The sequence below is a fragment of the Paenibacillus sp. J45TS6 genome, assembly GCF_018403285.1.
GTDB lineage: Bacteria > Bacillota > Bacilli > Paenibacillales > Paenibacillaceae > Paenibacillus.
Genome location: NZ_BOSJ01000023.1, coordinates 14002 through 40537 on the forward strand (window position 1 = coordinate 14002; position 26536 = coordinate 40537).

Here is a 26536-nt window from a genome sequence, read left to right on the forward strand (position 1 = left end):
ACATATGCCAGTCATAGAATATAAATGTCCGAACTGCGGAAGCAGCATGGTGTTTGACAGTGAGTCAGGGATGCTGCATTGCCCGAGTTGTGGCCGTGACGATAATATTGAGGAAATCCCGGATCCTTTAACCAGAAATGTGTTTACCGAAAATGAAGTGAATGAATACCACTGCACCAGTTGCGGCGCGGTCCTCATGACAGAGGCAGAAACAGCAGCTACGGTATGCAGTTTCTGTGGTTCCTCTGTTGTGCTCGGCGACCGGCTTACTGGAGAACTAGCCCCGGCAAAGATTATTCCATTTTCCATCAGCAAAGAAGAAGCGATACAAGCTTTTCGAAAATGGTGCCGGAATGGACTGCTTACGCCTAGTGATTTTATGACAGCGGACCGAATAAAAGGAATTACCGGAATCTACGTGCCTTTCTGGTTATATGGGTTACATAATCACATTGAAGTCCGTGGACTGGGTACAAAAGTGAGGAGTTACACAAGAGGCGATTATCATTATACGGAAACGATGCATTATGAGGTTTATCGTAAGATCCGGCTCAATTACGAGAATGTACCGATTGACGCGGCAGAGAAAATGAATGATGAATTGATGGATAAGCTCGAACCTTTCCCATACGGTCAGCTAAAAAGCTTTAAATCCCCTTATCTTGCCGGGTTTATTGCCGAAAAATATAGCTACGATGAATCAGAGCTGCTGCCGCGGGCAAAGGAAAAGATTCGTCAGTATATCGATTCTTACATTCAGTCTTCGGCTTCTGGTTATGCCACGGTAAGTTTCACGGATAAGCAGATCGATACCACCTTAGCACGTGCCGATTATGTTCTGCTTCCGGTATGGATGGTGCAATATGATTATAATAAAGCAGAGCATACATTTGCGATGAACGGACAGACAGGTAAAGTGGTGGGCAAACCTCCGATTAGCAAAGGGAAAGTAAGTGCTTGGTTTGCAGGAGTCTCTGGCATTTCATTTCTATCGCTGAAACTGATTTCCTGGATGATGGGAGGAGGATTTTGGTGATAAAGAAGAAAGCCATCCTGACTACTTTCCTGCTCTTTGCTTTTATTCTTGTGATTGTTCCTCTTGACCTGGCGGGAGCAGCCGAATCAAGTTCTATAGCTGCGGATAAACAGTTAATCTACGATGAAGCGGGGCTATTAACTCAGGCGCAAGCAGACAGACTAAATACCATGGCCAATGAGTATGGGGCCGAGCGAAACACGGATATTATCATCTATACGACATTAAATGAAGAAGGTATAGATGTTGAAATTTTGACGGAAGACTTCTATGATGAGCATGCTCCCGGATATGATCGGCCGCATGGGAATGCCGTTATTTTGACACTGGATATGAACAATACAGAAGTATATATCGCTGGATTTTATAAAGGGCTGGATTATCTTAATGACAGCAGACTAGACCAAATACGAAACAAGATTAGTCCTGATCTAAGCTATGGTAATTATGAACTTGCATTTGAGAATTATATACTAACCGTCTATGAGTTTATGGAACACCGCCCAGGAGTTTTATTTAATATTTGGTTTCAACTGGCCGTTTCTCTAGGGATCGGCGCTCTAGTCGTTGGGATAATGGCTTATCGCTCTGGCGGACGTATCACCGTGAACCGGCAGACATATGAAGATGCAAGTACATCAGGCATACTGGACCGTCAAGATCGGTATCTGAGAACAACAGTGACCAAACGCAAGATTGAACGGAATAATAATAATGGCGGTCCTGGCGGCGGCGGTGGCGGAGGAATCAGCAAGGGCGGCCACTCGCATAGCGGAAGCAGAGGGTCGTTCTAAACGGAAGGAATGAGAATACATGTCTTTTTTCAAAAACCAATTTGCAAACGTAGTCGAGTGGGAAGAGTTCAGAGATGATATGATTTTCTGGAAGTGGAGCAATAGAGAAATTAAAAAAGGAAGTAAGCTCCTTATCCGATCCGGGCAAGATGCGATCTTTATTCATAACGGAAAAATTGAAGGGATCTTTGAAGAAGAAGGCGAGTATAGCATTGAATCCGACATTGTTCCATTCCTGTCTACACTGAAAGGGTTTAAGTTTGGTTTTAACAGTGGAATGAGAGTGGAAGTGCTCTTCGTCAATACAAAAGAGTTCACTGTCAGATGGGGGACGCAGAATCCTATTCTAATTCCAACCTCACAGTTACCGGGCGGAATGCCGATTCGTGCGAACGGTACGTTCAATTTCAAAGTAAATGATTATGTGACACTCATTGATAAAATCGCTGGGGTGAAGACTAGTTATCTAGTAGAGGACGTTAAGATTCGAATTATTTCTGTGCTGGATCAGCTTCTAATGAAATGGATTAGCCGCGAAGGTAAGGATATGTTTAACTTGCAGGCCAATGCCTCTGAAATTGCAAGAGGAATCCAGGAAGATTTGGATATGCAAGTGATGAATAATGGGATGACGATTACCGGGTTTCAGGTGATGAGTTTTAATTATCCTAAAGAGATTCAGGATATGATTACCAAGACGGCTTCTCATGAAATGATCGGTAATCTGCAAAAGTATCAGCAGGTTAGTATCACCGATGGGATTGCGTCTGGCAACCTCAAAGGCGGCAGTACAGCTGCAGATATGATTGGCATACAAATGGGAATGAATGCAGCCAATCAGATGATGAAAAATTTAGAATCTAACGAGAAATCCGCTGCTTCTGAAAATTCAAACGCTAAACCTGCGGCATCTTTCTCTGCGGAAGAAGGGCAGAAAAAACCGAATTTCTGTCCGAACTGTGGTACGAAGACGGAAGGTGCTAACTTTTGTCCAAACTGTGGTCAAAAATTGAGTTAATAGATAACGTATTAATGTGAAATTACCAAAAGACACCTGAATGGTGTCTTTTTTTGTATAGTTTCCATATAGATATGCCTCTTCATATATGAATAAAGTGTAGCAAGGGAACTTTATTTATATTTTTCGTTTATTAGCAGCTATGATACCATATGTGAGGAAAAGAGGGTGATGATATGATGAATGCTTCTTATTGGTTAACCAATGTAAGGTTAGAACAGGGCTATATCATGGAAGATGGACAAGTAGTGGGTACGAAGACAGAGATTTGTCACGTCCGAATCGAAGACAGTGTAATTGCAGAAGTTGTGGAAGCAGGTACAGAGATCGTGAGTCCTCTTCCCAAATACGATGGCAAACAATTATTAATGCTTCCTTCCTTTGAGGAAGCGCATATTCATTTGGATAAAACGTATTATGGCGGTCCTTGGCAAGCGGTGCGAAAGGTAACCAGTATCTTCGAAAGGATTGAAGAAGAGAAGCGTTTATTACCGAAGCTCCTGCCGACGGCAAGACAACAAGCAGAGCGTATTTTGGAACTTATACAGGGATATGGTTCTACATATGTTCGAAGTCATTGTAATATTGAACCGGTGAGTGGACTACATAGGTTAGAAGCAACAAAACAAGCTTTAGATACATTTTCGGGAAAAATCTCCTCTGAGATTGTAGCTTTTCCGCAGCATGGATTGCTTAGATCTGATTCTGTACAGTTGGTAAAGCAGTCAATAGCTGATGGCGCAACTCATGTAGGCGGGGTAGATCCATACACGGTTGATGGAGATATCGAAAAATCACTGCAGACAATGGTAGAGATAGCTGTAGCGGGTAAAGCGGGAATCGATATTCATCTGCATGATAGAAATGAAGCGGGTAAGCAAACATTAACGAGACTTGCTGATCTGACGGAAGAAGCAGGATTGCAAGGGAAGGTTACCGTGAGTCATGCCTTCTGGTTTGCCAGCGCTGAAGCGCAGGAAGCTGAAGAGTTAGCAGCCCGAATGGCTTCACTCGGCATGTCAATCACATCGACCGTACCGATCGGAAGATCGACAATGCCTCTTCCTATGTTACATAAGATGGGAGTGAACGTTAAACTGTCAACGGACAGCCTAACAGATCACTGGTCTCCTTTTGGTAATGGGGATCAGCTAGAAAAGGTAGGGCGCTATGCAGAATTATATGGATGTAATGACGAGTTCTCTTTATCTCAGTCTCTTGGTTTTATCACAGGCGGAATAACACCGCTTAGTTCCAAGGGCGAACAAGTGTGGCCAAAAGCAGGAGATACAGCAAGTTTTGTGTTGGTGCATGCCCGTTGCGCGGCTGAAGCAGTCGCCCGAAGGTCGGAACGAGCAGCCGTATGGTACAAGGGGCGTCTTGTGAGCGGTGCATTATTATAATTGCAGTCAGTGGATAACAAAAAGAGGTTTCCTAATAGGAAACCTCTTTTACTTGATGCGAATGAAGGATTAGTTAAATGCACCTGCTTTTTCAAGCTTTTTCTTTCCATTAAACGCGAGGATGATCAGTACGATATTAATAACCATCATACACGCAATGCCAATCAACACAGGAGTGTAAGAACCGGTTGCGTCGTAAATATATCCATATCCAGGCAAGGCAACAATTCCTGCTACTGCGAGTCCTAGAGCTACGATTGCATAAATCTGACTGTATTCTTTGTTACCGAATAGAGCTGATGTCAGCAACGGTCCAAGTGTCCCGATCGCTGCCACAACAAATCCGAAGATCACCATCGCAATAGAGAACATCACCGAGTTATCCGCAGATGTTAATAGAATGGTTACAGGCACTAGACCTAATACCATCGCGAAAATTGCTGTGTTTTTCGCACCTATTTTATCAGTCAAGAATCCGAAAGCCAAAGCACCAAGTAATGCACCGACCATCCATCCAGCCATTGCGTTACTTGCAAATATGCCATCATATCCAAGTCCAGCCGCAAAGGTTGGAACGTGCTGCGCAAAACATCCGATGGCTGTAATAAAGAAGAAGAACGCAATCAATGCATAGAGTGCAGATGATCTCTTCGCTACTCCAAATGAAACTCCTTTTTCAAGTACAGGTGTTTTCGATTCATCTTCTTCAGTAACTTCATCTGCGCCATAAGGCTGCAGACCTTTTTCTTTCGGAGACATTCTAAGCGTGAAAAACACGACAGGAATGACGATGATAATAACTGCTGCACCAATGATAATATAGGCATTTCTCCAGCCCTCATTAGCAATCAGGGTCCCAACGATGGGTTGAAGCACTGCGCCCAAACCACCGGATACAGCCATCATAATACCGATCATTAGACCTTTATTCTTCTTAAACCAATTGTTGATTAATACCGGGCCTGCCATCTGGGTAAGGAAAACGGCCCCGACAGCCATAGGAATAGAGAACAAGTACCAACCCCATACTGAGCTCATGAACCCAAACATAGCAAATGAACCTGCTTGTAGTACAGCTGCAACCATGAGTAAACCGCGGATATTATACTTAGCCATCATCTTACCAGCGATGGGTAGGAAAATCATAGTAACAATAGAAGCAATACTAAAGTATATGGATAAGTCCCCCATACGAATGCCTAAATCCTGTGTAACGGGTGTTAGGAACAGTCCGCCGGAGCTATTGAGGCCGCCTCTTGTTAATCCGACCATGATTGATACGCCTACAAGTATCCACCAAGCAAAGTGAATCTTTTTCTTATTCTTATTCATGATGTCTCCTTAATTCCCTTTTAGGGTATGTATAAATATAAATTTTTGTGTAGTTTTGTGAAAAGATGGGTTACTAGAAGTGCGAAAAATAGTGATCAAAATATGCGAGTTTTTGAAACGTTCAGCGACTTTTTTCACAATAACGAAAAGTTTTTATGTTATTTAAGATCGTCATAGATAAACATCGGTGGGTTAAAATGCTAGTTACTACTATAATGTAATCTTTACAAAAATAGTTTTCAGTTGTGAGTCAATATTGCTCACTCCATCAGTGATAACCGCCTATTTCCCTTCTAATTGTTTCATTTGATGTAATTTCCTACATTATAAAGGCAATGTAAGCGATTTTAAGAAAGGACTAAACTTTAATTTGATTTCCATTTGCATAGATCCCATGTTCTTTCTAAATGAATTAAACCAATATTATTCTATAGCTACACCTCTTGCCGGATTAGAATTATAGGTAACTTTTTATATACAAGTTACTTTACATAACCATATTAACTCTTCGTTAAATCTGTGTCAATATTGTGAACCTAAATAAAACGCAAGATTTGTCAAGATTTTAGTGTTGAAAATATTGTGGTAGAATAATATAAATAGGTTATTTAATGTTACTTAGTTATATATTTGAACATAAGGGAATAAAAGTAATTAAGAATATTCGGAGGTGTATGTTGTGAATGAGAAGATCGATACACAGGAGGTATGTAATAAAGTCGAAGAGGGGTATAATTTTCTAGGTAAGAAGTGGATCGGAATTATTATTCATACCTTATCTAAAGAACCAAAGAGATTTAGTGAAATTTTAGGAGCTATTCCTGATTTGAGTAAGCGAATGTTGAATGAGCGTATGAAAGAACTAGAGGATTATGGCATTGTGATTCGAAACGTGATAACAGATCGCCCTGTAAGAACAGAATATTCACTAACCCGAAAGGGAAACGAGCTCGGTGTTACACTTCGAGTGTTCGAGAAATGGGCTGAGAAATGGATGTAAACTGTATGATCCGAGGGGTTTTTGTGAGCGGGTCGTTGTAATGGAGAATACATGTGACTTGCGTTATCCTAACAATCCACAACCGCTTGAGGTTGTGGACTGTTCTATTTTATCAGCATGCCATACTCAATGAGTTCAATATCTAGTCGTCTTCTCAGGATTCATATAACACTCTCGTATTGCGACAGAACATGACTGAGTTCATCAAAACGGATAAACCGGGCAGCACGGTAAACCTCTTTTCCAGCATAGAAGAGTAGTAAAGTTGGTGCAGAGAAGGCAAGATATTTGGATGCAATCTCTGGAACGTCCTCCATGTACACAGTGATACCCTTAATGGATGCCCTCGATTCTAACATACTCGCTGCCTTAGCTGAAACAGCCTCGCACACCCCGCAATGAGTTGTCTTTATAATCATTATCACTAGCTTGTTATTTTCAATTGCTTGATTTATTTCGTCCAGACTCCTCATTCTTTCCATCGCTCTATACTCCCTCTGTATACATGATGTAGTGTTTGTCCCTTTAAAATGAGGCGAGGTTTATTCAACACTCCGTACGATCTAAATCAGGAAGATCTTTGTCTTTAATGAGTTGTAAAAGAAGGCCGAAAAATAGCTTGCGCTGCTCTACCGATAGATTCTCCAGTATATTGTCAGCGACTTTGGCCTGGAAAGCAAGGACCTGCTCCATATTGGACTGCGCGAGTTCCGTCAGTTGGATCAGCGTTGCCCGGCGGTCCGTTGGATCGGGAATACGAACAAGAAGTTTATCCTGCTCAAGTGCATCTACAAAATCAGTCACAGTACGAGCTTTAACTCCTAACTTAACGGCTAACTCGTTCATACGAATTTTTCCGGTTTCGGCTACTACGGAGAGTAAACGTAAGCGCGGTCCCGTAAGCTGGTAAGGCACATTCATCGTGGATAACTGAGATTGGAACTCCCTTTGAATGTAATGGGTTGATCTCATTAATAGGTGAATGATATCTATGGCCTCTGGTTGATCTGAGTTCAGCAATCAAATTACCTCCTTGACATATTCGTGGATTCTTTATATCCTCAACTTTATGAGGATGCTCTTATTGAGTATACTCATTATATTATACCGTGTTCATTGGTATTCTGCTACTGTTCTCCTTCTAATCATTTCGTGGAACCAAACAAGCAGTTTCATTTGATCTAAGGGCTCTATACGGTCAAATAGAGAGGTGCCTCATTATAAGCCTCCTCACTTTAAGTGGTATTTTATTTTTTTGTCAGAAAAGAGGTTTCCAGATGACAGATACATCATCACAAAATGCAGATAAGTTGCTAAAGATTCTTGTCGTGACATTAATATTCTCAGTAATGAACGGTACCATGTTCAATGTGGCACTTCCTGAAATAGGAAAGGAATTCAATCTCGTACCATCCCAGGTAAGTTGGATAATGACAAGTTATATGGTCGTATATGCAGTAGGATCCATTGTAATGGGAAAATTAGCGGATAAATATCGGTTAAAAGATTTGTTGACGTATGGTCTTCTTATTTTTGCAATGGGTTCTATCATAGGGCTAGTTGCTAATGAGTTTTGGCTTATTGTTTTAGGACGAGTGATCCAGGCTGCGGGAGCCTCTGTGCTTCCAGCTACGGCGATGATTATTCCAATTCGATATTTTGCTCCAGAAAAAAGGGGCAGGGCACTTGGAACTTCAGCAATTGGATTAGCGCTAGGTAATGCTTTGGGGCCAGTTGCTGCGGGTTTAATTACAAGCTTTGGCAGCTGGAGATTGATGTTCATCCTTTCATTGCTTCCGCTACTCATGCTTCCTTTCTTTCGAAAGTATTTAGATAATGCGAAAGGGAAGGCAGGAAGTATTGATATTCTTGGCGGGAGTTTGCTAGCTGCGTCAGTTGCACTATTCTTGCTTGCAATTACAGAGATGCAAGTCTCGTTGTTCCTTGTAGGTCTAGTATTGCTTATTTTATTTACTATACGGATTCGAAAAGCAGCGGAACCTTTTATAAAACCTGGTCTGTTCCGTAATAAGGCCTATTCAATAGGACTAATCCTTGCTTTTACGACAACGGCAATGAGTTTTAGCATGGTCTTCATGACACCTCAGTTTTTAACGGCATTGAATAATTTGACACCTGCAAGTATAGGTTTTGTATTAGTTCCCGCAGCAATTGCTTCAGCCTTCATGGGACGCAAGGGAGGCAGACTTGCCGATGATCGTGGTAATTCTACCCTTGTTTTTGTGGCCTCGATCCTATTATTCATGGCATTTACTCTATTATCTACTTTTATTGGGGTGTCAGCATACATCATTGCGATCATTCTAATCTTAGGAAATGTAGGTCAAACTTTTATGCAGATTGCAATGTCCAATACGATTTCACGAACACTGACTAAAGAGGACACGGGAGTCGGTATGGGGCTGCTTTCGATGATTAATTTTATCTCTGGAGCGATGGCAATGAGTGTGGTTGGGAAGTTGCTGGACAAGGGATCGTCTTTCTTACAGTTTAATCCTTTCATTACGAACAATGATGCTTATGTATACAGTAACATTTTTGCTCTAATGTCCCTTGTAATCGTTGTGGTAGTTGTGTTTTACCGTTACCATTTTTCCTCAAGAGGTCTCCAGGCAAGTGTGAGTACAGTAGAAGAAAAAAACGAACGTGGATAATTGAATATATAGATCTACCCTATGACATAAAGAAGTAAGAGTTCACCATTGGTGGGCTCTTTTTTATGTGAAGTGGATAGGCCCAAATCTCAGAACTTGTCATTATTTCTCGGGAAATAGCTGAAAACCATAACATCAATGACAAATTATAGTAAAATAACCCTGGAAGTGTAGAATATTGTTCCTTTTATATAGATTCCAGGGGGAGATACATTGTGAGTTTACTACAGGTTAAGCAAGTTCGAAAAAATGCGGGCAGTAATGTGCTTATTCCCTATATTAATTTCGAGGTTAAGCAAGGACAGTGTGTCGCTATTCAGTGTAATCATGAGCTCGGGAACCAGCTTTTGGAGACAATTGTGGGGCGAATATCTATATCTGATGGTGAAATCTTTCTTGATGGAATACATGTGAACATGGCCTCGCAAGAGATAGTAAGAAAAAGCGTAGGAGTTCAGCTTCTGAACGAAGGCGTATATGAGCGGCTTAAAGTAGGGGAGTTTCTACGTTTTTATGCGATGCTTCATGAAGTGAAGGCAGATCTTCATCCGCTGCTCAGGAGATTAGGGCTCTCTGAAAAGGAAAATACGTTGATCAGCAAGTTATCACTGTCAGAGAAAAGAAGACTTTTAATAGCCAAGGCACTAGTCCATGAACCGAAGTTGTTGCTTCTAGAAGATCCGGAACAAAATGTGGACCTAGAAACCAGTTATATCTTACGTAATTTAATCCCCCTATTGGTTGAAGAAGGGAAGTCTGTACTTATTACAACGATGGTGCTCGAACAGGCGATATCGGTAACAAGTGAGGTATATCTGTACAGTCATTCTGGATTCAAAAAGTTGGACACTTCTTCAGAAGTTCCAGAGACAGAAACGCCTGAAGACGGACTGAATGTTACCGCAATAGTAGACGGCGATGCTGCTCGGACAGATAATATGCCGATAGACCAAGCGAACCGAGAGCGGCCAGTTGATAATTATGTGGAAGAGATAAATGCGGCAAGGGATGAAGACAAGTCTGAGATTTTTGTTCAACCCGTTCGCTTGGAGAAAATTCCGGCCAAGGTAGGAGACAAGCTCATTTTATTTGATCCGACAGAAGTGGATTATATTGAAAGCCAGGAGGGAGTAGCAAACCTCCATGTTTTGCAAGGGACATACCCGTGCTCGTTTTCTCTTACCGTTCTTGAAGAGAAACTTAAACCATATGGTTTTTTTCGCTGTCATCGTTCTTATCTCGTTAATTTGCAGAAGGTAAGAGAAGTCATCACTTGGACCAGGAACAGCTTTAGTCTTATTTTGGAGGATGCAGAGAAAAGTTCAATTCCATTATCTAAAGGGAAATACGATGAGTTGAAGCAGATTTTAGGCATCTAAGACAATTCTTCGCTCAAAATGATGCTCCATTCAGGTCCTTACATGCAGGTTTTAGCCCTGTTTATTCTCCTTTCATCCCTTATATAATGCGGTGTGGCGCGGTTTTTCGTAACATGAGGATATCAAAAGCGACATGCCAAACGAAAGGGATGGATGACAAGTGAAAACGATCATTGAAGTGAACGGACTGGTCAAAGCATTCGGGAATAAACGAGCGCTAAGCGATATTAACTTTACCATTAATAAAGGCGAAATCTTTGGGTTTCTCGGACCGAGTGGATCAGGCAAAACAACAACCGTGAAAATACTCACCTCTCAGCTACAGGCGACGGGGGGAACAGTGAATGTGTTCGGGCAGGAAATTAGAAAGACGAATGATGCCGATCATAAACGCCGAATTGGGATTTTGACTGATAATAGTGCTCTATATGAGAGGCTTACGATTCAGGATAACTTGGAAATGTTCTGCAGCTTATATGATGTAGAGAAGAAACGAATTGCTGAGGTACTGGAGGAAGTAAATCTTGCGAGTGAACGTAAGACATTAGTAAAAAAATTATCTAAAGGAATGAAGCAGCGCGTTATGCTTGCAAGAGCCATGTTACATAAACCCGACCTGCTATTTCTGGATGAGCCGACATCCGCACTTGATCCGGTGAACACCCTTCATATCCATGAAGGATTACGCAAGCTGAACAGGGAGGGAACGACGATCTTCCTTACGACACATAACATGTCCGAAGCAGAGAGTTTGTGTAGTCGGGTCGCATTTATTCACGAAGGTGTCATTAAGGCTATGGGTACGCCCGAAGAGCTGCGCCTGCAACATTCAGATGATTCCTTAACCGTAACCGTGAAAGAAGAGGGCCGAATGATACTTCAGCAAAATGAAGAGTCTGCCGGACGGATCGCAGGTTGGATGCAAGCGGGTAAACTATTATCGATTCATTCCAATGAACCGACGTTAGGTGATATTTTTGTGCAAATGACTGGGAGGGAACTACAATGACATTCTCGATGAAGAGATTTCAAGCGATTGTTCAAAAGGAATGGAAAGATAGTATTCGAAATCCACAGGTATTAACGATGACCGCTTTTCCGATCGTATTTGCCTTCTTATTTGCACGCATGGGCACAGACCGTACGGTTAGTGAAGATATCCTCATGGTAAGTTTCCCGATCCTTATGGCATTATCTATGACGGGTTCTTTCGTACTTGCGATGATGATTGCCGAGGAAAAAGAAAAGCATACCTTGCGGGCGCTTATGTTGTCTCCGGCCAGTACACTTGAAATATTGCTTGGAAAAAGCCTTTTGACAGCAGTGCTTACAGTGGTTTCCATTTTGTTCTCGATTATGGCGAGTGAAGTCCCAGGTGTGCCTGCAGGTATTCTTGGACTGTTTATACTCATTAATCTTATTATGTTTATGGCCATCGGCCTTATGATCGGGTTGCTTTCTCGCACGGTACAAGAATCTTCTATTATTGGTTTACCTGTGCTGCTTATCTTTGTCATGGCACCTATGTTTGCTCCCATGTTAGATAATGAGCTATTAATACAAGTAGTAAGTATACTCCCTACACAGAAGTTTATGGATATGATGAACAGTGTGGCGACGGGCCAAGGCTTTCAAGGAATAGGTGGAGACCTGATAATTTCGATCCTTTGGATGATTGCTTCTATTGTCGCCGCCGCCGCCATTTATAGACGCAGACGTTTCGATAACTAGATCTGGGTAGCCATACAGCATCTTCTTAAAACAAGGAAGTATTATATTCGTTACCCAAAAAAACAAACCCGAGGTCTCCTAGAGACTTCGGGTTTGTTTAGAGAGTCTGAACTCTCTCTGGTATTATCGTTAATTATAATATCAGTATTCTAATGAATAAAGATCTTACGATGTTTCTCCTTATGCTCTTCTTGTCTTACGAAGAATAAGACTAAGAATAGCAACGAGAACGATCGCACCAATCAGTGCAGGGAAGATATAAAATCCACCTGTTTCAGGTCCCCATTCTCCGAGTAGAAGACCACCAAGCCAAGCCCCTACGAAACCAGCGATAATATTACCAACAATACCGAATGGAATATCCTTGCCGACGATTAGACCTGCTAACCAACCAATAATACCACCAATAATTAATGCCCATAACCAACCCATATTTAACATCACCTTTCAATTGTTTTTCGTTTGCTGTTGATTTTATAACCGCATAATCGAAGTTCTAATCATAAACAGAGAAATATTTTAAATTTTGGGCGGTGTCTTAGTAAGGGTTCAATGGCATTAAATGATCGTTTTTCTGTGGTACAATAACAAAATGTGAGGGTATGGAACGGATTGCTATATTGTATTTGGAGAGTGATGGAACGTCATGCAGGAGTCTTTGTTAATGTTGCTTCAGCTGTTAGAACGCGCAGCTCTTTTGCTGATGTGTTTATTTGTGCTGACACGAATACCGGGATTTAAAGCTTTTTTTGAGCAAAGGGAAAAAACAGGATATGAACTTATTCTAGCAACCATCATTTTCAGCGGGTTTGCCTTATTTGGTACCTACAGCGGCATTAATGTAGAAGGTTCGCTTGTGAATGTGCGAATCATTGCCATCTTATCGGGCGGGATCCTATTTGGCCCTTGGGTCGGTCTTGCAACAGGGATTATCTCTGGAATTCATCGTTTTTTGATTGATATCGGGGGTGTTACTTCCTTGCCTTGCCTGATTACGAGTATTACAGCCGGATTAGTGTCGGGACAAATATACCGAATTACATCCCGGGAACGCAGATGGAAGATTGGTATCATCGCCGGTATGGCATGTGAAGCGTTAACGATGATTTTAATTATTATATTGGCTGAGCCTGCTTCGCTTGGTGTGGTTATCGTTTCTCGAATTGGCCTTCCCATGATTATCAGCCAAGTCAGCGTGGGTCTTATTGTCATGCTCGTACAGAGTGTTGAAGGGGAGAAGGAACTAGTCGCCGCCAAGCAGGCTAAACTGTCCCTCGATATTGCGAACAAAACACTGCCTTATTTTCGAAGCATCACTCCGGATTCGCTTCATACCATTTGCCATATAATCAAGGATGAGATTGGCGCAGATGCTGTGTCGATCACCGATACGAAGCAGATTCTGGCTTATATTGGCGTGGGTGAGGAGTACTATAAGGAGCAACATGCCATTATTAGCGAGGAAACGAAAAACACGCTGAAAAGCGGGGAAATCATGATTCGTAACAATGATGCAGAGCATACGAACCCTTTTATTAAATCCCTGATTATTATTCCGCTGAAAGAAAAGGGAGAAGTAACCGGAGCCCTCAAGATTTATTATGCGAAGGCACATAAAATTACAGATTCCCTACAAGCGCTGGCAGTAGGATTGTCGCAGATGATCTCTACACTCATGGAAGTGTCGAGAGTAGAGGGAATTAAAGCAATGGCAAATAAAGCAGAGCTGAAGGCACTACAGACGAAGATTAATCCTCATTTTTTATTTAATGCGCTCAATGCCATCGCTTCTTCTATTCGGACTGATCCTGATAAAGCGAGAGAATTGATTGTAAACCTGTCTGGTTATATGCGTTTTAACCTGGAGCTTAGTGATGAGATGATTGATATTCGCAAAGAACTCCAGCAAGTAAACCATTACGTAGAGATTGAGAAAGCTAGATTCGGCAATCGGCTTGAAGTGGAATATGATATTGACGAAGTAGAATTGTGCATCCCGAGCCTTATTATTCAGCCGCTTGTTGAGAACGCAATAATCCATGGTATTCTGAAGGTTAAGGGGCCGGGTAAAGTGACGATCTCGGTCAAGGATCTCGGAGAAAACGTAAGGATTAGCATCACGGACACAGGAGCGGGAATAGCGCCGGAGATTATCCGAAAAGTGTACAGTGACAATATGCCTGATAACAAAATTGGACTATATAATGTTCATCAGCGCGTGAAGCTGATCTATGGAGAAGGTCTTCGTATCCGCCAGTTGGAGCAGGGGACAAGCATTGATTTTGATGTGACAAAAAGAGGTGTTCAGTAAATGAGAGCAATCATCGTGGAAGATGAAGTGTTAGCGAGGCAAGAGCTGCGTTATTTAATAGAAACACATAGCAAGATCAAGGTAGAGGCCGAGTTTGAAGATGGTCTGGATGCTCTGAAATTTTTGCAGAGTCAAGAGGTTGACGTCCTGTTCTTAGATATCAATATTCCTTCTATTGACGGGGTATTACTTGCCCATAATATCAGCAAATTTTCTGTTAAGCCTTATATTGTGTTTATTACCGCATATAAGGAACACGCTGTGGAGGCATTTGAGGTAGAGGCCTTTGACTATATTCTAAAACCCTACAGTGAGTCCCGCATTACATCTATGCTGGCAAAACTGGAGACGGCATATATAGGGCAGCGCAGAGCGATCCAGGAGCAACATTTGCCTTCAATTACAAAGGTGAATCTATATAAGAATGAAAAAATAATCGTTGTTGATGCAGACGATATTTATTATGCCGTTGCCCAGGAGAAGACAACAGAGGTAGTGACGAAGAACGAGAAATACATTATGCAGCTCAGTATCAGCGAATTTTATGAGCGCCTTCCTAAAGAGGTCTTTTTCCGCTGTCATCGTTCTTATCTTGTGAACACAGAGAAAATTAAGGAGATTGTCCCATGGTTTAATAATACATATTTACTTCGATTAAGTGATATTGATGCTGAAATCCCCGTCAGCCGCAGTAAAGCTAAAGAGTTCAGGCAACTTATGCGACTATAGAGGCATTTCATTCCGAATTCAGGTTATTTCATTCCTGTTTTCGCTCTTCCTTAAATGTAAGCGCTACAATAAGAGTGTGTTAAGAGCTCACGTACACTTACATTAGACAAAAGAAAGAAGGAAAGCAACATGAATAGAAAACCTGTAAATCGCCTTCTTATTGTTCTTGGTACAGTTATTATGCAGATGGGTCTTGGAACCATCTATACATGGAGTTTATTTAATTCACCGCTTGTTGACAAATTTGGATGGGATCTTAGTTCCGTCTCCATTACATTTTCAATAACCAGCTTTGCGCTCGCCTTTTCAACTCTTTTTGCAGGGAAAATACAAGAGAAAATCGGCCTTCGTAAATTGACAGCTGCTGCTGGTATTCTACTTGGCATTGGGTTAATCCTTAGTTCGCAAGCAAGTTCACTGGCTTCTCTGTATATTCTAGCTGGTGTTATTGTCGGATTCGCCGATGGTACAGCATATATAACTTCTTTATCAAATCTTATGAAATGGTTCCCTGATCGAAAAGGCCTTATCTCTGGTATCTCCGTTGGGGCATATGGTACAGGAAGTCTTATCTTTAAATATGTTAATGGTGGTTTGATTCATTCCGTTGGTGTTTCTCAAGCATTCTTGTATTGGGGACTCATTGTCATGGCTATGATTTTGGTAGGTTCGCTGCTTGTAAGAGAAGCAACGGTAGAATCGGAAGAAGCTAAAGCTGGCTCAAAAACGCAGACAACTACCTCGAATGCAGCAGTTCCTGTGCAGGTGAATTATACGGTAGGAGAGATGCTTCGCACGAAACAAGCATATCTGTTGTTTGTTATCTTCTTCACCGCTTGTATGAGTGGATTGTATTTAATCGGTATTGTAAAAGATATCGGTGTTCAGCTAGCCCATCTTGATGCAGCGACGGCGGCTAATGCTGTAGCTCTTGTTGCTATCTTTAATACAGCAGGACGACTTATTCTCGGGGCGTTGTCTGATAAAGTCAGCCGCTTAAAACTTGTGGGCTGCACACTGGCTGTAACGGCAGCATCCGCGGTCGTACTTAGCGTAGTTCCATTAAACTTTGGACTGTTCTTCGCTTGTGTAGCAGCGATTGCATTCTGTTTTGGAGGTAATATTACCGTATTTCCAGCGATAGTGAGCGACTTTTTTGGACTGAAAAATCAAACCAAAAACTATGGCATTATCTATCAAGGTTTCGGTATTGGTGCACTGTCCGGTTCGTTTATCGCTGCCATGATGGGCGGATTTAAGTTAACCTTTATCGTTATTGGCGGACTATGTGTAATCTCGGTCCTGATTGCTATGACGATGAATCCTCCACTTAGCAAAAAAGCAGAGAAAGAGGCAGCATTCAAAGCTTACAAACGTACAGCTTAAAGGCCTATGAGAACAAATAAACATCCCCCAGCATTGTTAACATCGGGGGATGTTTATTTGTTTTTTTTACAATTTTTAGTGCTGTCACAGAAGGATTACATGGTCTTGTTAAGCCGCTTGGAATGCCTCCCTGCTATCAGGGTGAAGAGCAGGATCATTGCATAACAAAGTAGATGAGAGCTGATCAGTCCGGTGGTTTCATAAGTTGTATTTATAAAGAACTGGCTAAATCCAAGAAGACTGCCATAGAAGGGGAATAACAGAATGAAAGTGATACTGGAGTCTTGATTATATGTGTAAAAAAACAGAAAGAATGCCAGTCCGCCAAGCCAGTAGATGGAAGTTAGAATCATGAAATCTACCTGGCGTCTTCTCATCGACATAGAATAAAGCAGCCAGGTAAACAAGAAGAGCGCAGAAAAGACATAAATTCCAGTACTGTCCTTCCCGTAGGTAATGGACCAGAGAAGATTCATCCCTCCAAAGCAGAAATGGATCATAAACATAAACATGAGATGCATAGGATACAAAGCCCATCGTTCTGAGGCACTCATTCTCATAGTAATTCCCACCCTTACTTGTCGCTTATATTTACTTCTATACTTAACTTATAAACAACAGGAATGGGCAGGAGGTTGCATTATAAAATAAAAAGGAGAGACTTCTCAGCCTTTTCAGGCAAGAAATCTCTCCTTTTTATTTTGTTTTACACAAACCCTTTTGATGAATGGGGCTGTTACCAATTTTTTTCGCCAGAAAGATATTTTTCTGTAAGGACAGTTAGAAGCTGAATGCCTACTTGGTTATATCCACCCTCAGGGATAATAATGTCAGCATACTTTTTAGAAGGCTCGATAAATGCTTCATGCATCGGTTTTACCGTTGCGAGGTACTGCTGATGAATGGACTGGATTGTCCGTCCACGCTCCTCAATATCACGCACAACACGGCGCAGAATCCGTACATCGGGATCAGAGTCCACGAATACCTTAATGTCCAGCATCGCGCGAAGGTTTTCATCTGAAAGAACATGTAATCCTTCGATAATGATGATATTGTTTGGTTCTAGCTGGACTGTCTCTGATGCAGAACGTGCATGTATTGTAAAATCATAAACAGGAGCAAAGGCAGTTTGTCCGTTTCTAAGAGCATTCAAATGCTGAATTAACAGCTCATTATCAAACGCAAACGGATGGTCATAGTTGGTGAGCTCACGCTCAGCCAGACTAAGATGAGCCTGATCTTTATAGTAGTTGTCCTGAGATATAAAAGTCACTTTACTCGAACCTAGACGTTCAATAACGGAACGAGCTACTGTTGTTTTACCTGAACCGGTTCCCCCGGCAATACCAATAATCAGCATGCGATACCATAAACCTCCCTAGAATAATTGCCAGAGCAATTTCAGTATTGTAGCATAGAAGGTCCTTTTTTTCATCTACAAGGCGCATAAAGGGAAGATTAGGCAGTTCTTATGCCCTTATATCTTTGCCCGAAGATATCGGAATTATGTCCCTGATACAAAGATAGATTTAGTTGCTGAATTTCATATAGTACTGATATAGGATTTGCGTTCCTTTATCATCGTATCCAAGTTCTGATAACTCTTCATACAAAGACTTGGCCAGGGCAAGTCCAGGTGTTTGCAGTCCCATCTCTTCTGCCGAAGATAGAGCAATACCCATATCTTTAATAAAATGTTTGACGAAAAATCCAGGCTCATAATCACCTGCAATCATTCGCGGACCCAGGTTACTGAGCGACCAGCTTCCTGCTGCGCCTGTCTCAATGCTCTTCAATACGTTTACAGGATCCAGCCCTGAAGTTTTTGCATACGCTAGTGCTTCGCAGACACCCATCATATTGGAAGCAATCGCGATCTGGTTGCACATTTTTGTATGTTGACCAGCTCCTGCAGTTCCTTGGAGTACAATATTTTTACCCATCAGTTCAAAGATGGGTCTAACTGCTTCGTAATCTGCTTTCTCTCCGCCGACCATGATGGATAGTGTGGCATTCTTTGCACCTGTATCTCCGCCCGATACAGGCGCATCAAGAGCGTGCAATCCCGATTTCAAAGCTTTCTCGTGGATCCGTGCAGCCAGCTGTGGACTAGATGTCGTCATATCAATCAGGTAAGCTCCGGAAGAAGCGTTTGCTATGATTCCATCTTCTCCAAGATAGATTTCTTCCACGTCTTTGGGGTACCCTACCATAGTAATGATCACACCGCATGCTGCAGCAAGGCTTGCCGGTGACTCATGCCAAGTTGCACCTTGCTTGATCAATTCTTCTGCTTTGGCGGCAGTTCTTGTGTAGACATGAAGAGCATAGCCGGCTTTTTGCAGATGCCCTGCCATACTTTTGCCCATTACGCCAGTACCGATAAATCCTACAGTTGTTTGCTCTGGTGATACGATCATTTATTTACCTCCTGGGTGAATTGGTTTTGATTTGATCTATCCTTTATTTTTCGTATTATATCCCTTTTTTTACTAAGGTTCTATGAGCATAGCCTGCAGATTGAGAAAAGCAGAAAGGGAGACGATACTTATGAAACGGATTTGTTTGTTGTTGCCTAATGGATTTGAAGCAATAGAAGCCAGTGTATTTACCGATGTACTTGGTTGGAATCAGCTGGAGGGGGATGGAACTACGGAGCTCGTAACTGTAGGAACGAGAGATACACTAGAGTGTACGTGGAATTTCAAGGTGACACCGGAACTGCTAATTAACAATGTTAGTGCAAATGATTTCGATGTATTAGCAATACCTGGCGGATTTGAAGAAGCGGGTTATTTTGAGGATGCTTTCAGGGAAGATGTGCTTGAACTGGTACGTGAATTTAATCGTCAAGGAAAGATCATTGCGACGATCTGTTTAGCAGCGCTGATCCTTGGAAAAAGCGGAGTTCTCGAAGGAAGAAACGCCACGACATACAATCTGAGTAATGGAAAAAGACAGGCCCAGCTTGCTGAGATGGGTGCTAAGGTCATTCCTGACCAGCCGATTGTTATCGACGGTAATCTGATCACTTCATATAGTCCATCAATGGGGTTTGATGTAGCGTTCCTTCTATTGGAGAAGCTCACTTCCAAGGCGAACACAAATGAAGTGAAACGGCTGATGGGCTTTGTTTCATAGCCGCAGAGGTATAGCAAAATTGTTGCCTGATGAGATGTGAAATAACCGACCCGATTTTCATTGACAAGGAATGGGAAAGGTGATATTTTTAATTTACTTAATACCCATTGGATTAATATGAAATTCATAAACCGACTGTTCATACAGAGGTATTGCACGCGTACAACCGCGCTGCGATACCTCTTTTTGTATCATCATACAGATGTCATAACATATCGACCGTACCTGCGGAGATATCCTGCTACCTGCATAAGGTGGCAAGATATTTTCGCTATTTTAGGTTGGAGAGGGGAAATCAAATTGAGCAGTATTACAGTGACGACTTCAAAGCAGAGTCCAGGAAATTGGAGTCTCTTGGGACTTGGTCTTATTATTCCTGTATCCGTGCTTGGGGTATGGCAGCTTCTTGGATTTTACGGTGTGATCTCTGAATTATTATTTCCAACCCCGATTGCCATTGGAAAAGCACTGATCCAGTTAACCTTGTCTGGGGATTTATGGGGACATTTTAAAGTGAGTATCATACGAGCGTTCGCTGGTTTTCTGCTTGGCGGAAGTTTGGGCTTTATTTTCGGACTTTTGGTAGGTCTTTTCAAAACATCAGAAAAGTTTCTTGATCCATCAATTCAGATGATAAGAATGATTCCAAGCCTTGCTGTTGTACCTCTTTTTATCCTCTGGTTTGGAATCGGAGAAGAATCAAAGGTATTACTTATCGCAAAAAGTGCTTTCTTTCCCCTCTATATCAATACTTTCATGGGAATCCGCGGGGGAGATAATAAATTATTTGAGGTAGCCAAGGTTCTTGGGTTCAACAAATGGAAGCAAATCGTAAGACTTGTGATTCCAGGTGCCCTGCCAAACATTTTGCTCGGTATAAGGTTATCGATTGGCCTTTCCTGGCTTGGACTAGTCGTAGCCGAACTGATTGCTTCTACATCAGGGATTGGATATATGATGTCTGACGCCAGGCAATTTGCTGACACCCCGGTTGTTTTTGTCGGCATCATTATTTTCGCTTGTGCAGGTTTGGCTACAGACGGACTCGTAAGACTGGTTGAGGCTCGTATGCTGCGCTGGAAAGATACATACGGTGGCTGAAAAAATAGAAAGGGAGGATTGAGATGAACGAGCGAGCAGATTCGATATTGCAGCATAAAGCGAATAGGCCAAGTAAGATTCAAGACACAGTCACAGCAAACCATCACAATGAGTATCGACCGAGGAATATCCGGAAGCGGAAGGGAAAAAAAGGAGCTGATCTAGCCGCGGCGATGCTAATTCCGCTGTTGATCATTGCGATATGGCAATATGCAGCGGGTGAGGGTTATATCTCTGCTCTTTTTTTACCGACTCCGCTCTCCATTGCAGAGGAATTTTTTCGTCTTATCGCTACAGGAGAACTCTTTCATCATTTAGGTATCAGTATGTATCGTGCGTTTATTGGGTTTCTTGCGGGGTCTTTTCTAGGATTAGCGCTTGGCACGTTCACAGGTTTCTCGCGAATAGCATCATATCTTATGGATCCAAGTATCCAAGTCCTGCGGCTTGTTCCGCATCTTGCAATTGCCCCGCTCATTATTCTTTGGTTCGGATTTGGAGAGGTATCCAAAGTAGTCATCATTACAAGCGGAGCTTTTTTCCCACTCTATATCCATACCTATACGGGAATCCGAAATGTTGATAACAAACTTTATGAAGTAGGAGAGGTGCTTGAATTCAGCTTGAAGCGAAAACTGATGAGACTCATTCTTCCTGCAGCCTTACCGAGCATTTTACTTGGGATCCGTTTGTCGCTGGCTGTCTCCTGGATTGGACTTGTCGTAGCCGAGCTGATTGGATCGCAGTCAGGGGTAGGCTTCCTTATTAATCAGGCCAAGCAGAATTCGGACACAGAGGTTATTTTTGTAGGCATTATCATTTTTGCTGTAGTAGGTAAGCTGATTGACACTATGATGCGGATTTTAGAAAAAAAACTACTTCATTATCGGGATAGTTATCAGGGCTGATACTAAGATACAAAGGAAAATAATGAAGAAAAGCATCGATAATGTAATCGTTGTTTACATGTAATAGCTTACGCTAATCGAAATGAAGAGGAGCCATTAGACATGTCAATTAACCTGGAAAAACCGAGGAAACGAAGCAATTTGCTATCCCAAAGGTTATTTATAGCGGGATTGTTCCTAAGTTTATTATTACTCCAAGCTTGCAGTAATGCAGGAGGAGAAAGTACAGGTGCTCAGACAACAACTACGAAAGCTAACGCTACAGAAGCCAAGGGGAACGTAAAACCAGTGCTGAACTACGGGTTTATTGGGACGAATGATCTTAATTTACCTGGGGGACCTGAAGGTTGGGGGCTCTATAAGGGGATTATCCAGGAGGAGCTAAAGAAACACGGTATTACTGAAGTGAAATGGACGGGTTTTCCTAACGGACCCGATTTAACAGAGTCTCTTATCAGTGGTCGTCTTGATCTTGGGAGCATGGGAGATACACCTTCCATTATTGCATATGCATCCGGAGCTAAAATCCGGCTTATTACACAGGGATCAACTAATTCTATCGGCTATCTATTAGGAAAAAAGGATGGACCAAAGACTCTATCGGAGCTGAAGGGGAAAACGATTGCCATTCAAAAAGGCTCTTTTATGCATCGATATGTGGTTGGATTACTGAAAGATGCTGGTATAACGGATTATAAACTCGTGCATATGCGGATTCCCGATGCGAAGGCAGCACTTGCAAGGGGCGATGTAGATGCAATGACGAACAATACTACTCAGGGAGCTTTAGAACAGATCGAGGAAGGATTTACTCATCTCGATGATGCCACAAAACATCCACATTTGAAAGGAAGCGGAACGACAGTAGCCTCGGATGAGTATCTTGCTTCTTTCTCTGATTTTCCAAAAGTATGGAATGATGCCCGTAAAAAGGCGCTGGCTGACCTGAAGCAGCATGAAGAAGAATACTACGAGTTCATAGCTCAGTTGCAAGGTCAATCCGTGGAGATCGTGAAGCAGACGAATCCAATAAGTGCGATTAAGGAAGAACCGTTTACAGAGGAAGGGCTGGAACTGTTGGAAGGAACAAAAGACTTCCTCGTTGATGAGAAACTGGCGAAAAAGAATTTTGAAATTAACGATTGGGTACTCAGATAAGGAAAGACAAAGAATCACTCTATAAGCGAAAGGAAAGGAGGGGAACGAAGATGTCGAATCGCCAAGATGTGAAGTTGACCGCAGATGTACTTGTATTAGGTGGAGGTCCAGCGGGTGCCTGGGCTGCGTGGAGTGCGGCCTCTCAGGGAGCAAAGGTCGTTCTGGCTGACAAAGGTTATCTCGGTTCGAGTGGGGCGACGGCTCCAGGAGGAACAACGCTTCTTGTTATACCAGCCGTACCTGAACTTAGAGAAAAGGCAGTACAAACTCGGCTGAAGGATGGGGGTTATTTATCTGAGGCGGAATGGATTCATCGCTTACTTGAGCAAATAGAACAGAATCTTGCGCTAATCGAAGAATGGGGGTACCCTTTCCCGAAAGATTTAGATGGAACGACACTTCGAACTCATTTGCATGGACCTGAATATATGAAACTTATGAGAAAAGTGGTCCGTAAAGCTGGGGTTACGATTCTGGATCAATCCCCTGCCCTGGAGTTACTCGTCGATGAACATGGTGTCGGAGGAGCAAGGGGGGTTAACCGAATAACCGGTGCTGACTACGAAGTTCGAGCTAATGCTGTCATTATTGCGACAGGTGGGTGTACGTTTCTTAGTAAAGGACTTGGCTGCAATGTGCTGACTGGTGAAGGGTTATTAATGGCAGCCGAGACGGGTGCAGACCTATCTGGGATGGAATTTAGCAGACAATATGCCCCAAGCTTTGCTGACGGAAGTGTAACGAGAGGGCGAATGCTTGCTTGGTCTAGTCTGTATGATAAGAATGGTGAGCGTATTCGATCGGGTGAACGAACTCCTGGCAGTATGCAAAAGCTGCTTCTTGAAGGTCCGGTATATGCTTCGCTAGATCTAGCTGATACGGAAGAGAAACGTCAGTTCTTACGTAGTGCACATCCGATTTTCTTTATGCCTTTGGAACGAGCTGGCATTGATCCGTTTCGTGATAAGTTTCCTTTGACACTGCGTTATGAAGGGACCATGAGAGGCACAGGAGGAATTCGTCTAACAACCAGTAATTGCGATACGGCGGTTCCTGGATTATATGCAGTAGGAGATGCAGCTTCTCGTGAAAAAGTGATGGGTGCTGTTTCCGGAGGCGGATCATATAACGCATCATGGGCCATATGCAGCGGAACATGGGCAGGTAAAGGAGCGGCCGCGTATGCCCTTGCGAATTCTAGAAAAGCAGACACCCGCTCCCTACTTCCTGCTGGCAGATACGGACTAACAAGTACACAGAGTGAACAGAAAAGTGAACTGTCCATAAAGCAAATGATCTCATCTATACAAAAAGAAGTTTTGCCGCTTGAAATTAACTTCTTCCGAAGCGAACCCGTCATTAGGGAATCGCTAGATCGATTACATTCCCTTTTCCCTTCACTCAACAGTCTAACGACTTCCACGGTTCAAGAAAGAGTGAAATCAAGAGAGTCGGCTGGCATGCTAGCAGCTGCGAGATGGATGTATACTGCCGCGCTCGTCCGCAAAGAAACAAGAGGACTCCAAGCGCTGAAAGAATACCCCGAAATGGACCCGCTTCAAACCCACCGCATCATTTTATCTGGCATTGACGATATCCGCCAAAGTGTGGAGCATGCTCCTCATGCTCATGAAATGTTGCCCGCAAAGGAGTGGCAGAGCTCGTGATAGAACTTGTGAGTGCAGATCGCTGCATAGGCTGCAAAATGTGCGTTAAGGTATGCCCAACGAATGTATTTGAAATGAACGATTCGCTTGCTTATATTACAAGACAGGAAGATTGCCAGACCTGTTTTATATGTGAAGCCTACTGTCCCGCAGATGCATTGTATGTGGCACCTCAAGCGGAAATGTCGGTAGCGGTAGATGAGGAGGAGCTTCGCAGTTCAGGACTCTTGGGTAGCTGGAGATCGGAGATTGGCTGGAACAAAGGTGCTCTTTCTACAATGGCGGAAAGGGACACGACTCCTTTTTTTGAAGTTTTTACGGAGAAATATCGCATCCTACCCGGAACAAAACAATAATAATAACAGAAATCATTTTATATCATCTTACCTAATCTAAGGAGTTGGTTATAGTGAGCACAAAGGAAACGGGACTGCAGACAAATCAGGGGGATAAGGAACAAAGTGAAGTACTTACGAAACGAGTCTCGGAAGACATCTCGGTGTATCGAAATGCAGAATACCCAGTAGATCCTCTATTTATCGAACGCTGGTCTTCCCGATCTTTTGCAGATAAACCCGTATCAAGCGAGACTCTATACACCGTATTGGAAGCTGCTAGATGGGCGCCTTCATCCAGTAATCTTCAGCCATGGCGGTTTGTCTTGGCACAAACAGAAGAAGAGCATAATTTATTTCAGCAATTTATACTGCCAGGGAACCGTCTTTGGACGGATAAAGCACCAGTACTTATCTTGATTGCGTCGGATAAAAGGCGAGATGAAAGCGGAGAAATCAACAGTGCCCATAAGTTTGATGCAGGAACAGCCTGGGGTTATTTATCCATACAAGCGAATCTCCTAGGCCTTTCTACACGAGCAATTGGTGGATTTAATCGTGTAAAATCAAGTGAAGTTCTTGGACTGCCTGAATATATTGAACCGCATGCAGTTGTTGCACTGGGCTATAAAGGTACTATCGATCAGCTCGATGAAAAGTTTCACGATAAGGAGAAGCCAACGGGCCGACGCACGCTAAGTGAAAGTATTCTGGAGATAGGGAAACAATAGGAGAGTAGATTTCTTTTGATAGGTGATTAGGTATTAGAGATTAGATATCAGATATCAGGTGTAAGGCAGTGCTCTGTTTCCTAGAGTGCTGCTTTTTTGTGATTTCTATAGCAGAATACATATCTTTATCCAGGTAGGCTCATTTTAGATAGATAAGATGAGAGAGATAGGAGTGAGTTATTAATGATTGAACTCGAAAAAAAATCGGGACGAATTCATTTACAGTTACGGGCACTTTTTATGGGTGAGGATGTAGTCGTACTTATTACGGGCGGAGATCGTCCGCACCTCGGTACCATTACAGCGGGAGCTCGTCTAGAACCTCTTCAAACGATTCAACTACAAACGCATAAGGAATTTTATATTACAGAAGAAGTTGCTGTACGGCTGCGAAAATCGTTTCGTGGTAACTTTGCGATTTGCTGCGGTGCCCATCTCGACCAGATTACAAAAGAAGAGATCCCGCTTTTAACAGAACTGGCGGTTCAGTTAGGAGATGAATTGATACAGAAACTAAGTACAAACTATAAAAAAGTATGAATTCCTAATTCCGTATGTTTTTACTCTCCACTTTTGACTTAATAGTTCTTAGTGAATCAATTTCGATTCTAGTAAGTTGATTTTAGGGAATAATGAATTAAATAAATAGGGCTAGTTCACAAGTTATCCAGCGGAGGAATTAAAACACATGGGGAAAA

27 protein-coding genes are annotated in these 26536 nt (G+C 42.4%); 20 read left to right on the forward strand and 7 right to left on the reverse strand.

Annotated features, from left to right (window positions below; genetic code table 11):
• The first annotated feature begins 4 nt into the window (after positions 1–4).
• From KJS58_RS22195 to KJS58_RS22210, 4 genes are all read left to right on the forward strand, one after another.
• Entirely contained in the window at positions 5–1036 is a 1032-nt protein-coding gene (locus KJS58_RS22195; RefSeq protein ID WP_213535633.1) for a TFIIB-type zinc ribbon-containing protein, read from the forward strand.
• Positions 1036–1830, forward strand: coding sequence for a TPM domain-containing protein (locus tag KJS58_RS22200; protein WP_213535667.1), 795 nt, complete (start codon positions 1036–1038; stop codon positions 1828–1830). Before KJS58_RS22195 ends, KJS58_RS22200 begins: the two co-directional genes overlap by 1 nt.
• A gap of 19 nt (positions 1831–1849) precedes the next feature.
• On the forward strand, positions 1850–2848 hold the full coding sequence (locus KJS58_RS22205) for an SPFH domain-containing protein (RefSeq protein WP_213535634.1): 999 nt from the start codon (positions 1850–1852) through the stop codon (positions 2846–2848).
• Between the two features lie 179 nt (positions 2849–3027).
• Positions 3028–4251, forward strand: a complete 1224-nt coding sequence (locus tag KJS58_RS22210) for an amidohydrolase (protein WP_213535668.1) — start codon at positions 3028–3030, stop codon at positions 4249–4251.
• Positions 4252–4320: 69 nt separating this feature from the next.
• Here KJS58_RS22210 and KJS58_RS22215 read toward each other — a convergent pair whose 3' ends face one another.
• Positions 4321–5583, reverse strand: a complete 1263-nt coding sequence (locus tag KJS58_RS22215) for an MFS transporter (protein ID WP_213535635.1) — start codon at positions 5581–5583, stop codon at positions 4321–4323.
• Positions 5584–6262: 679 nt separating this feature from the next.
• Between KJS58_RS22215 and KJS58_RS22220 the strand changes: the two genes are divergently transcribed.
• On the forward strand, positions 6263–6583 hold the full coding sequence (locus KJS58_RS22220) for a winged helix-turn-helix transcriptional regulator (RefSeq protein WP_213535637.1): 321 nt from the start codon (positions 6263–6265) through the stop codon (positions 6581–6583).
• A 161-nt stretch (positions 6584–6744) separates the two neighbouring features.
• Here KJS58_RS22220 and KJS58_RS22225 read toward each other — a convergent pair whose 3' ends face one another.
• Positions 6745–7065 (reverse strand): thioredoxin family protein, encoded by a 321-nt coding sequence (locus KJS58_RS22225; RefSeq protein WP_213535638.1) that lies wholly within the window; start codon positions 7063–7065, stop codon positions 6745–6747.
• Positions 7066–7129: 64 nt separating this feature from the next.
• On the reverse strand, positions 7130–7555 hold the full coding sequence (locus KJS58_RS22230; RefSeq protein WP_374705847.1) for a MarR family winged helix-turn-helix transcriptional regulator: 426 nt from the start codon (positions 7553–7555) through the stop codon (positions 7130–7132).
• A 305-nt stretch (positions 7556–7860) separates the two neighbouring features.
• On the opposite strand from KJS58_RS22230, the gene KJS58_RS22235 reads away from it, so the two are divergent.
• From KJS58_RS22235 to KJS58_RS22250, 4 genes are all read left to right on the forward strand, one after another.
• Positions 7861–9258 carry an MFS transporter gene (locus KJS58_RS22235; protein WP_213535639.1) on the forward strand — a complete coding sequence of 466 codons (1398 nt, stop codon included), beginning with the start codon at positions 7861–7863 and terminating at the stop codon, positions 9256–9258.
• A gap of 215 nt (positions 9259–9473) precedes the next feature.
• Positions 9474–10637 carry a LytTR family transcriptional regulator DNA-binding domain-containing protein gene (locus tag KJS58_RS22240; protein WP_213535640.1) on the forward strand — a complete coding sequence of 388 codons (1164 nt, stop codon included), beginning with the start codon at positions 9474–9476 and terminating at the stop codon, positions 10635–10637.
• 160 nt (positions 10638–10797) lie between these two features.
• Positions 10798–11646 (forward strand): ABC transporter ATP-binding protein, encoded by an 849-nt coding sequence (locus KJS58_RS22245; RefSeq protein ID WP_213535641.1) that lies wholly within the window; start codon positions 10798–10800, stop codon positions 11644–11646.
• Entirely contained in the window at positions 11643–12368 is a 726-nt protein-coding gene (locus KJS58_RS22250; protein ID WP_213535642.1) for an ABC transporter permease, read from the forward strand. The genes KJS58_RS22245 and KJS58_RS22250 overlap by 4 nt, the downstream gene beginning before the upstream one ends.
• Before the next feature lie 180 nt (positions 12369–12548).
• Here KJS58_RS22250 and KJS58_RS22255 read toward each other — a convergent pair whose 3' ends face one another.
• On the reverse strand, positions 12549–12800 hold the full coding sequence (locus KJS58_RS22255) for a GlsB/YeaQ/YmgE family stress response membrane protein (RefSeq protein ID WP_191804307.1): 252 nt from the start codon (positions 12798–12800) through the stop codon (positions 12549–12551).
• A gap of 214 nt (positions 12801–13014) precedes the next feature.
• Here KJS58_RS22255 and KJS58_RS22260 point away from each other — a divergent pair, with 214 nt between their 5' ends.
• The 3 genes from KJS58_RS22260 (at position 13015) to KJS58_RS22270 (ending at position 16794) form a co-directional block, all read left to right on the forward strand.
• Positions 13015–14679, forward strand: coding sequence for a sensor histidine kinase (locus KJS58_RS22260; protein WP_213535643.1), 1665 nt, complete (start codon positions 13015–13017; stop codon positions 14677–14679).
• Positions 14680–15408, forward strand: a complete 729-nt coding sequence (locus KJS58_RS22265) for a LytR/AlgR family response regulator transcription factor (RefSeq protein WP_213535644.1) — start codon at positions 14680–14682, stop codon at positions 15406–15408.
• Positions 15409–15537: 129 nt separating this feature from the next.
• Positions 15538–16794, forward strand: a complete 1257-nt coding sequence (locus KJS58_RS22270; RefSeq protein ID WP_213535645.1) for an L-lactate MFS transporter — start codon at positions 15538–15540, stop codon at positions 16792–16794.
• Positions 16795–16889: 95 nt separating this feature from the next.
• Here KJS58_RS22270 and KJS58_RS22275 read toward each other — a convergent pair whose 3' ends face one another.
• From KJS58_RS22275 to KJS58_RS22285, 3 genes are all read right to left on the reverse strand, one after another.
• On the reverse strand, positions 16890–17354 hold the full coding sequence (locus KJS58_RS22275; protein ID WP_213535647.1) for a hypothetical protein: 465 nt from the start codon (positions 17352–17354) through the stop codon (positions 16890–16892).
• A 176-nt stretch (positions 17355–17530) separates the two neighbouring features.
• Positions 17531–18157, reverse strand: a complete 627-nt coding sequence (gene udk, locus KJS58_RS22280; RefSeq protein ID WP_213535648.1) for a uridine kinase — start codon at positions 18155–18157, stop codon at positions 17531–17533.
• Positions 18158–18326: 169 nt separating this feature from the next.
• Positions 18327–19217, reverse strand: a complete 891-nt coding sequence (locus KJS58_RS22285) for an NAD(P)-dependent oxidoreductase (protein WP_213535650.1) — start codon at positions 19215–19217, stop codon at positions 18327–18329.
• A 130-nt stretch (positions 19218–19347) separates the two neighbouring features.
• On the opposite strand from KJS58_RS22285, the gene KJS58_RS22290 reads away from it, so the two are divergent.
• The 8 genes from KJS58_RS22290 to lpdD all read left to right on the forward strand — a co-directional run bounded on the left by KJS58_RS22290 (position 19348) and on the right by lpdD (position 26378).
• Positions 19348–19938: a DJ-1/PfpI family protein gene (locus KJS58_RS22290; RefSeq protein ID WP_213535651.1), complete on the forward strand. Its 591-nt coding sequence runs from the start codon at positions 19348–19350 to the stop codon at positions 19936–19938.
• A gap of 300 nt (positions 19939–20238) precedes the next feature.
• The gene (locus KJS58_RS22295) at positions 20239–21039 is read left to right on the forward strand and encodes an ABC transporter permease (protein WP_374705846.1); all 801 of its coding nucleotides are present in this window, start codon (positions 20239–20241) and stop codon (positions 21037–21039) included.
• Positions 21040–21062: 23 nt separating this feature from the next.
• Positions 21063–21947: an ABC transporter permease gene (locus KJS58_RS22300; RefSeq protein WP_213535653.1), complete on the forward strand. Its 885-nt coding sequence runs from the start codon at positions 21063–21065 to the stop codon at positions 21945–21947.
• Between the two features lie 102 nt (positions 21948–22049).
• The gene (locus tag KJS58_RS22305; protein ID WP_213535655.1) at positions 22050–23105 is read left to right on the forward strand and encodes an ABC transporter substrate-binding protein; all 1056 of its coding nucleotides are present in this window, start codon (positions 22050–22052) and stop codon (positions 23103–23105) included.
• Between the two features lie 50 nt (positions 23106–23155).
• A complete protein-coding gene (locus tag KJS58_RS22310) occupies positions 23156–24772 on the forward strand; it encodes an FAD-dependent oxidoreductase (protein WP_213535656.1) in 1617 nt (538 codons plus the stop codon).
• Positions 24769–25128 (forward strand): 4Fe-4S dicluster domain-containing protein, encoded by a 360-nt coding sequence (locus tag KJS58_RS22315; RefSeq protein ID WP_213535657.1) that lies wholly within the window; start codon positions 24769–24771, stop codon positions 25126–25128. The genes KJS58_RS22310 and KJS58_RS22315 overlap by 4 nt, the downstream gene beginning before the upstream one ends.
• A gap of 53 nt (positions 25129–25181) precedes the next feature.
• Complete coding sequence (locus KJS58_RS22320; RefSeq protein WP_249717801.1) at positions 25182–25838, forward strand: nitroreductase family protein; 657 nt, start codon at positions 25182–25184, stop codon at positions 25836–25838.
• Positions 25839–26021: 183 nt separating this feature from the next.
• Positions 26022–26378, forward strand: a complete 357-nt coding sequence (gene lpdD, locus KJS58_RS22325; protein WP_213535658.1) for a prenylated flavin chaperone LpdD — start codon at positions 26022–26024, stop codon at positions 26376–26378.
• Positions 26379–26536 lie beyond the last annotated feature (158 nt).

Excerpts from the sequence above, each read along its gene's own strand:
- KJS58_RS22195 (WP_213535633.1), top strand. The coding sequence starts at position 5 with ATGCCAGTCATAGAATATAAATGTCCGAACTGCGGAAGCAGCATGGTG.
- KJS58_RS22205 (WP_213535634.1), top strand. The coding sequence starts at position 1,850 with ATGTCTTTTTTCAAAAACCAATTTGCAAACGTAGTCGAGTGGGAAGAG.
- KJS58_RS22210 (WP_213535668.1), top strand. The coding sequence starts at position 3,028 with ATGAATGCTTCTTATTGGTTAACCAATGTAAGGTTAGAACAGGGCTAT.
- KJS58_RS22215 (WP_213535635.1), bottom strand. The coding sequence starts at position 5,583 with ATGAATAAGAATAAGAAAAAGATTCACTTTGCTTGGTGGATACTTGTA.
- KJS58_RS22225 (WP_213535638.1), bottom strand. The coding sequence starts at position 7,065 with ATGGAAAGAATGAGGAGTCTGGACGAAATAAATCAAGCAATTGAAAAT.
- KJS58_RS22230 (WP_374705847.1), bottom strand. The coding sequence starts at position 7,555 with ATGAGATCAACCCATTACATTCAAAGGGAGTTCCAATCTCAGTTATCC.
- KJS58_RS22235 (WP_213535639.1), top strand. The coding sequence starts at position 7,861 with ATGACAGATACATCATCACAAAATGCAGATAAGTTGCTAAAGATTCTT.
- KJS58_RS22250 (WP_213535642.1), top strand. The coding sequence starts at position 11,643 with ATGACATTCTCGATGAAGAGATTTCAAGCGATTGTTCAAAAGGAATGG.
- KJS58_RS22255 (WP_191804307.1), bottom strand. The coding sequence starts at position 12,800 with ATGGGTTGGTTATGGGCATTAATTATTGGTGGTATTATTGGTTGGTTA.
- KJS58_RS22260 (WP_213535643.1), top strand. The coding sequence starts at position 13,015 with ATGCAGGAGTCTTTGTTAATGTTGCTTCAGCTGTTAGAACGCGCAGCT.
- KJS58_RS22265 (WP_213535644.1), top strand. The coding sequence starts at position 14,680 with ATGAGAGCAATCATCGTGGAAGATGAAGTGTTAGCGAGGCAAGAGCTG.
- KJS58_RS22270 (WP_213535645.1), top strand. The coding sequence starts at position 15,538 with ATGAATAGAAAACCTGTAAATCGCCTTCTTATTGTTCTTGGTACAGTT.
- KJS58_RS22275 (WP_213535647.1), bottom strand. The coding sequence starts at position 17,354 with ATGAGAATGAGTGCCTCAGAACGATGGGCTTTGTATCCTATGCATCTC.
- udk (WP_213535648.1), bottom strand. The coding sequence starts at position 18,157 with ATGCTGATTATTGGTATTGCCGGGGGAACCGGTTCAGGTAAAACAACA.
- KJS58_RS22285 (WP_213535650.1), bottom strand. The coding sequence starts at position 19,217 with ATGATCGTATCACCAGAGCAAACAACTGTAGGATTTATCGGTACTGGC.
- KJS58_RS22290 (WP_213535651.1), top strand. The coding sequence starts at position 19,348 with ATGAAACGGATTTGTTTGTTGTTGCCTAATGGATTTGAAGCAATAGAA.
- KJS58_RS22300 (WP_213535653.1), top strand. The coding sequence starts at position 21,063 with ATGAACGAGCGAGCAGATTCGATATTGCAGCATAAAGCGAATAGGCCA.
- KJS58_RS22305 (WP_213535655.1), top strand. The coding sequence starts at position 22,050 with ATGTCAATTAACCTGGAAAAACCGAGGAAACGAAGCAATTTGCTATCC.
- KJS58_RS22310 (WP_213535656.1), top strand. The coding sequence starts at position 23,156 with ATGTCGAATCGCCAAGATGTGAAGTTGACCGCAGATGTACTTGTATTA.
- lpdD (WP_213535658.1), top strand. The coding sequence starts at position 26,022 with ATGATTGAACTCGAAAAAAAATCGGGACGAATTCATTTACAGTTACGG.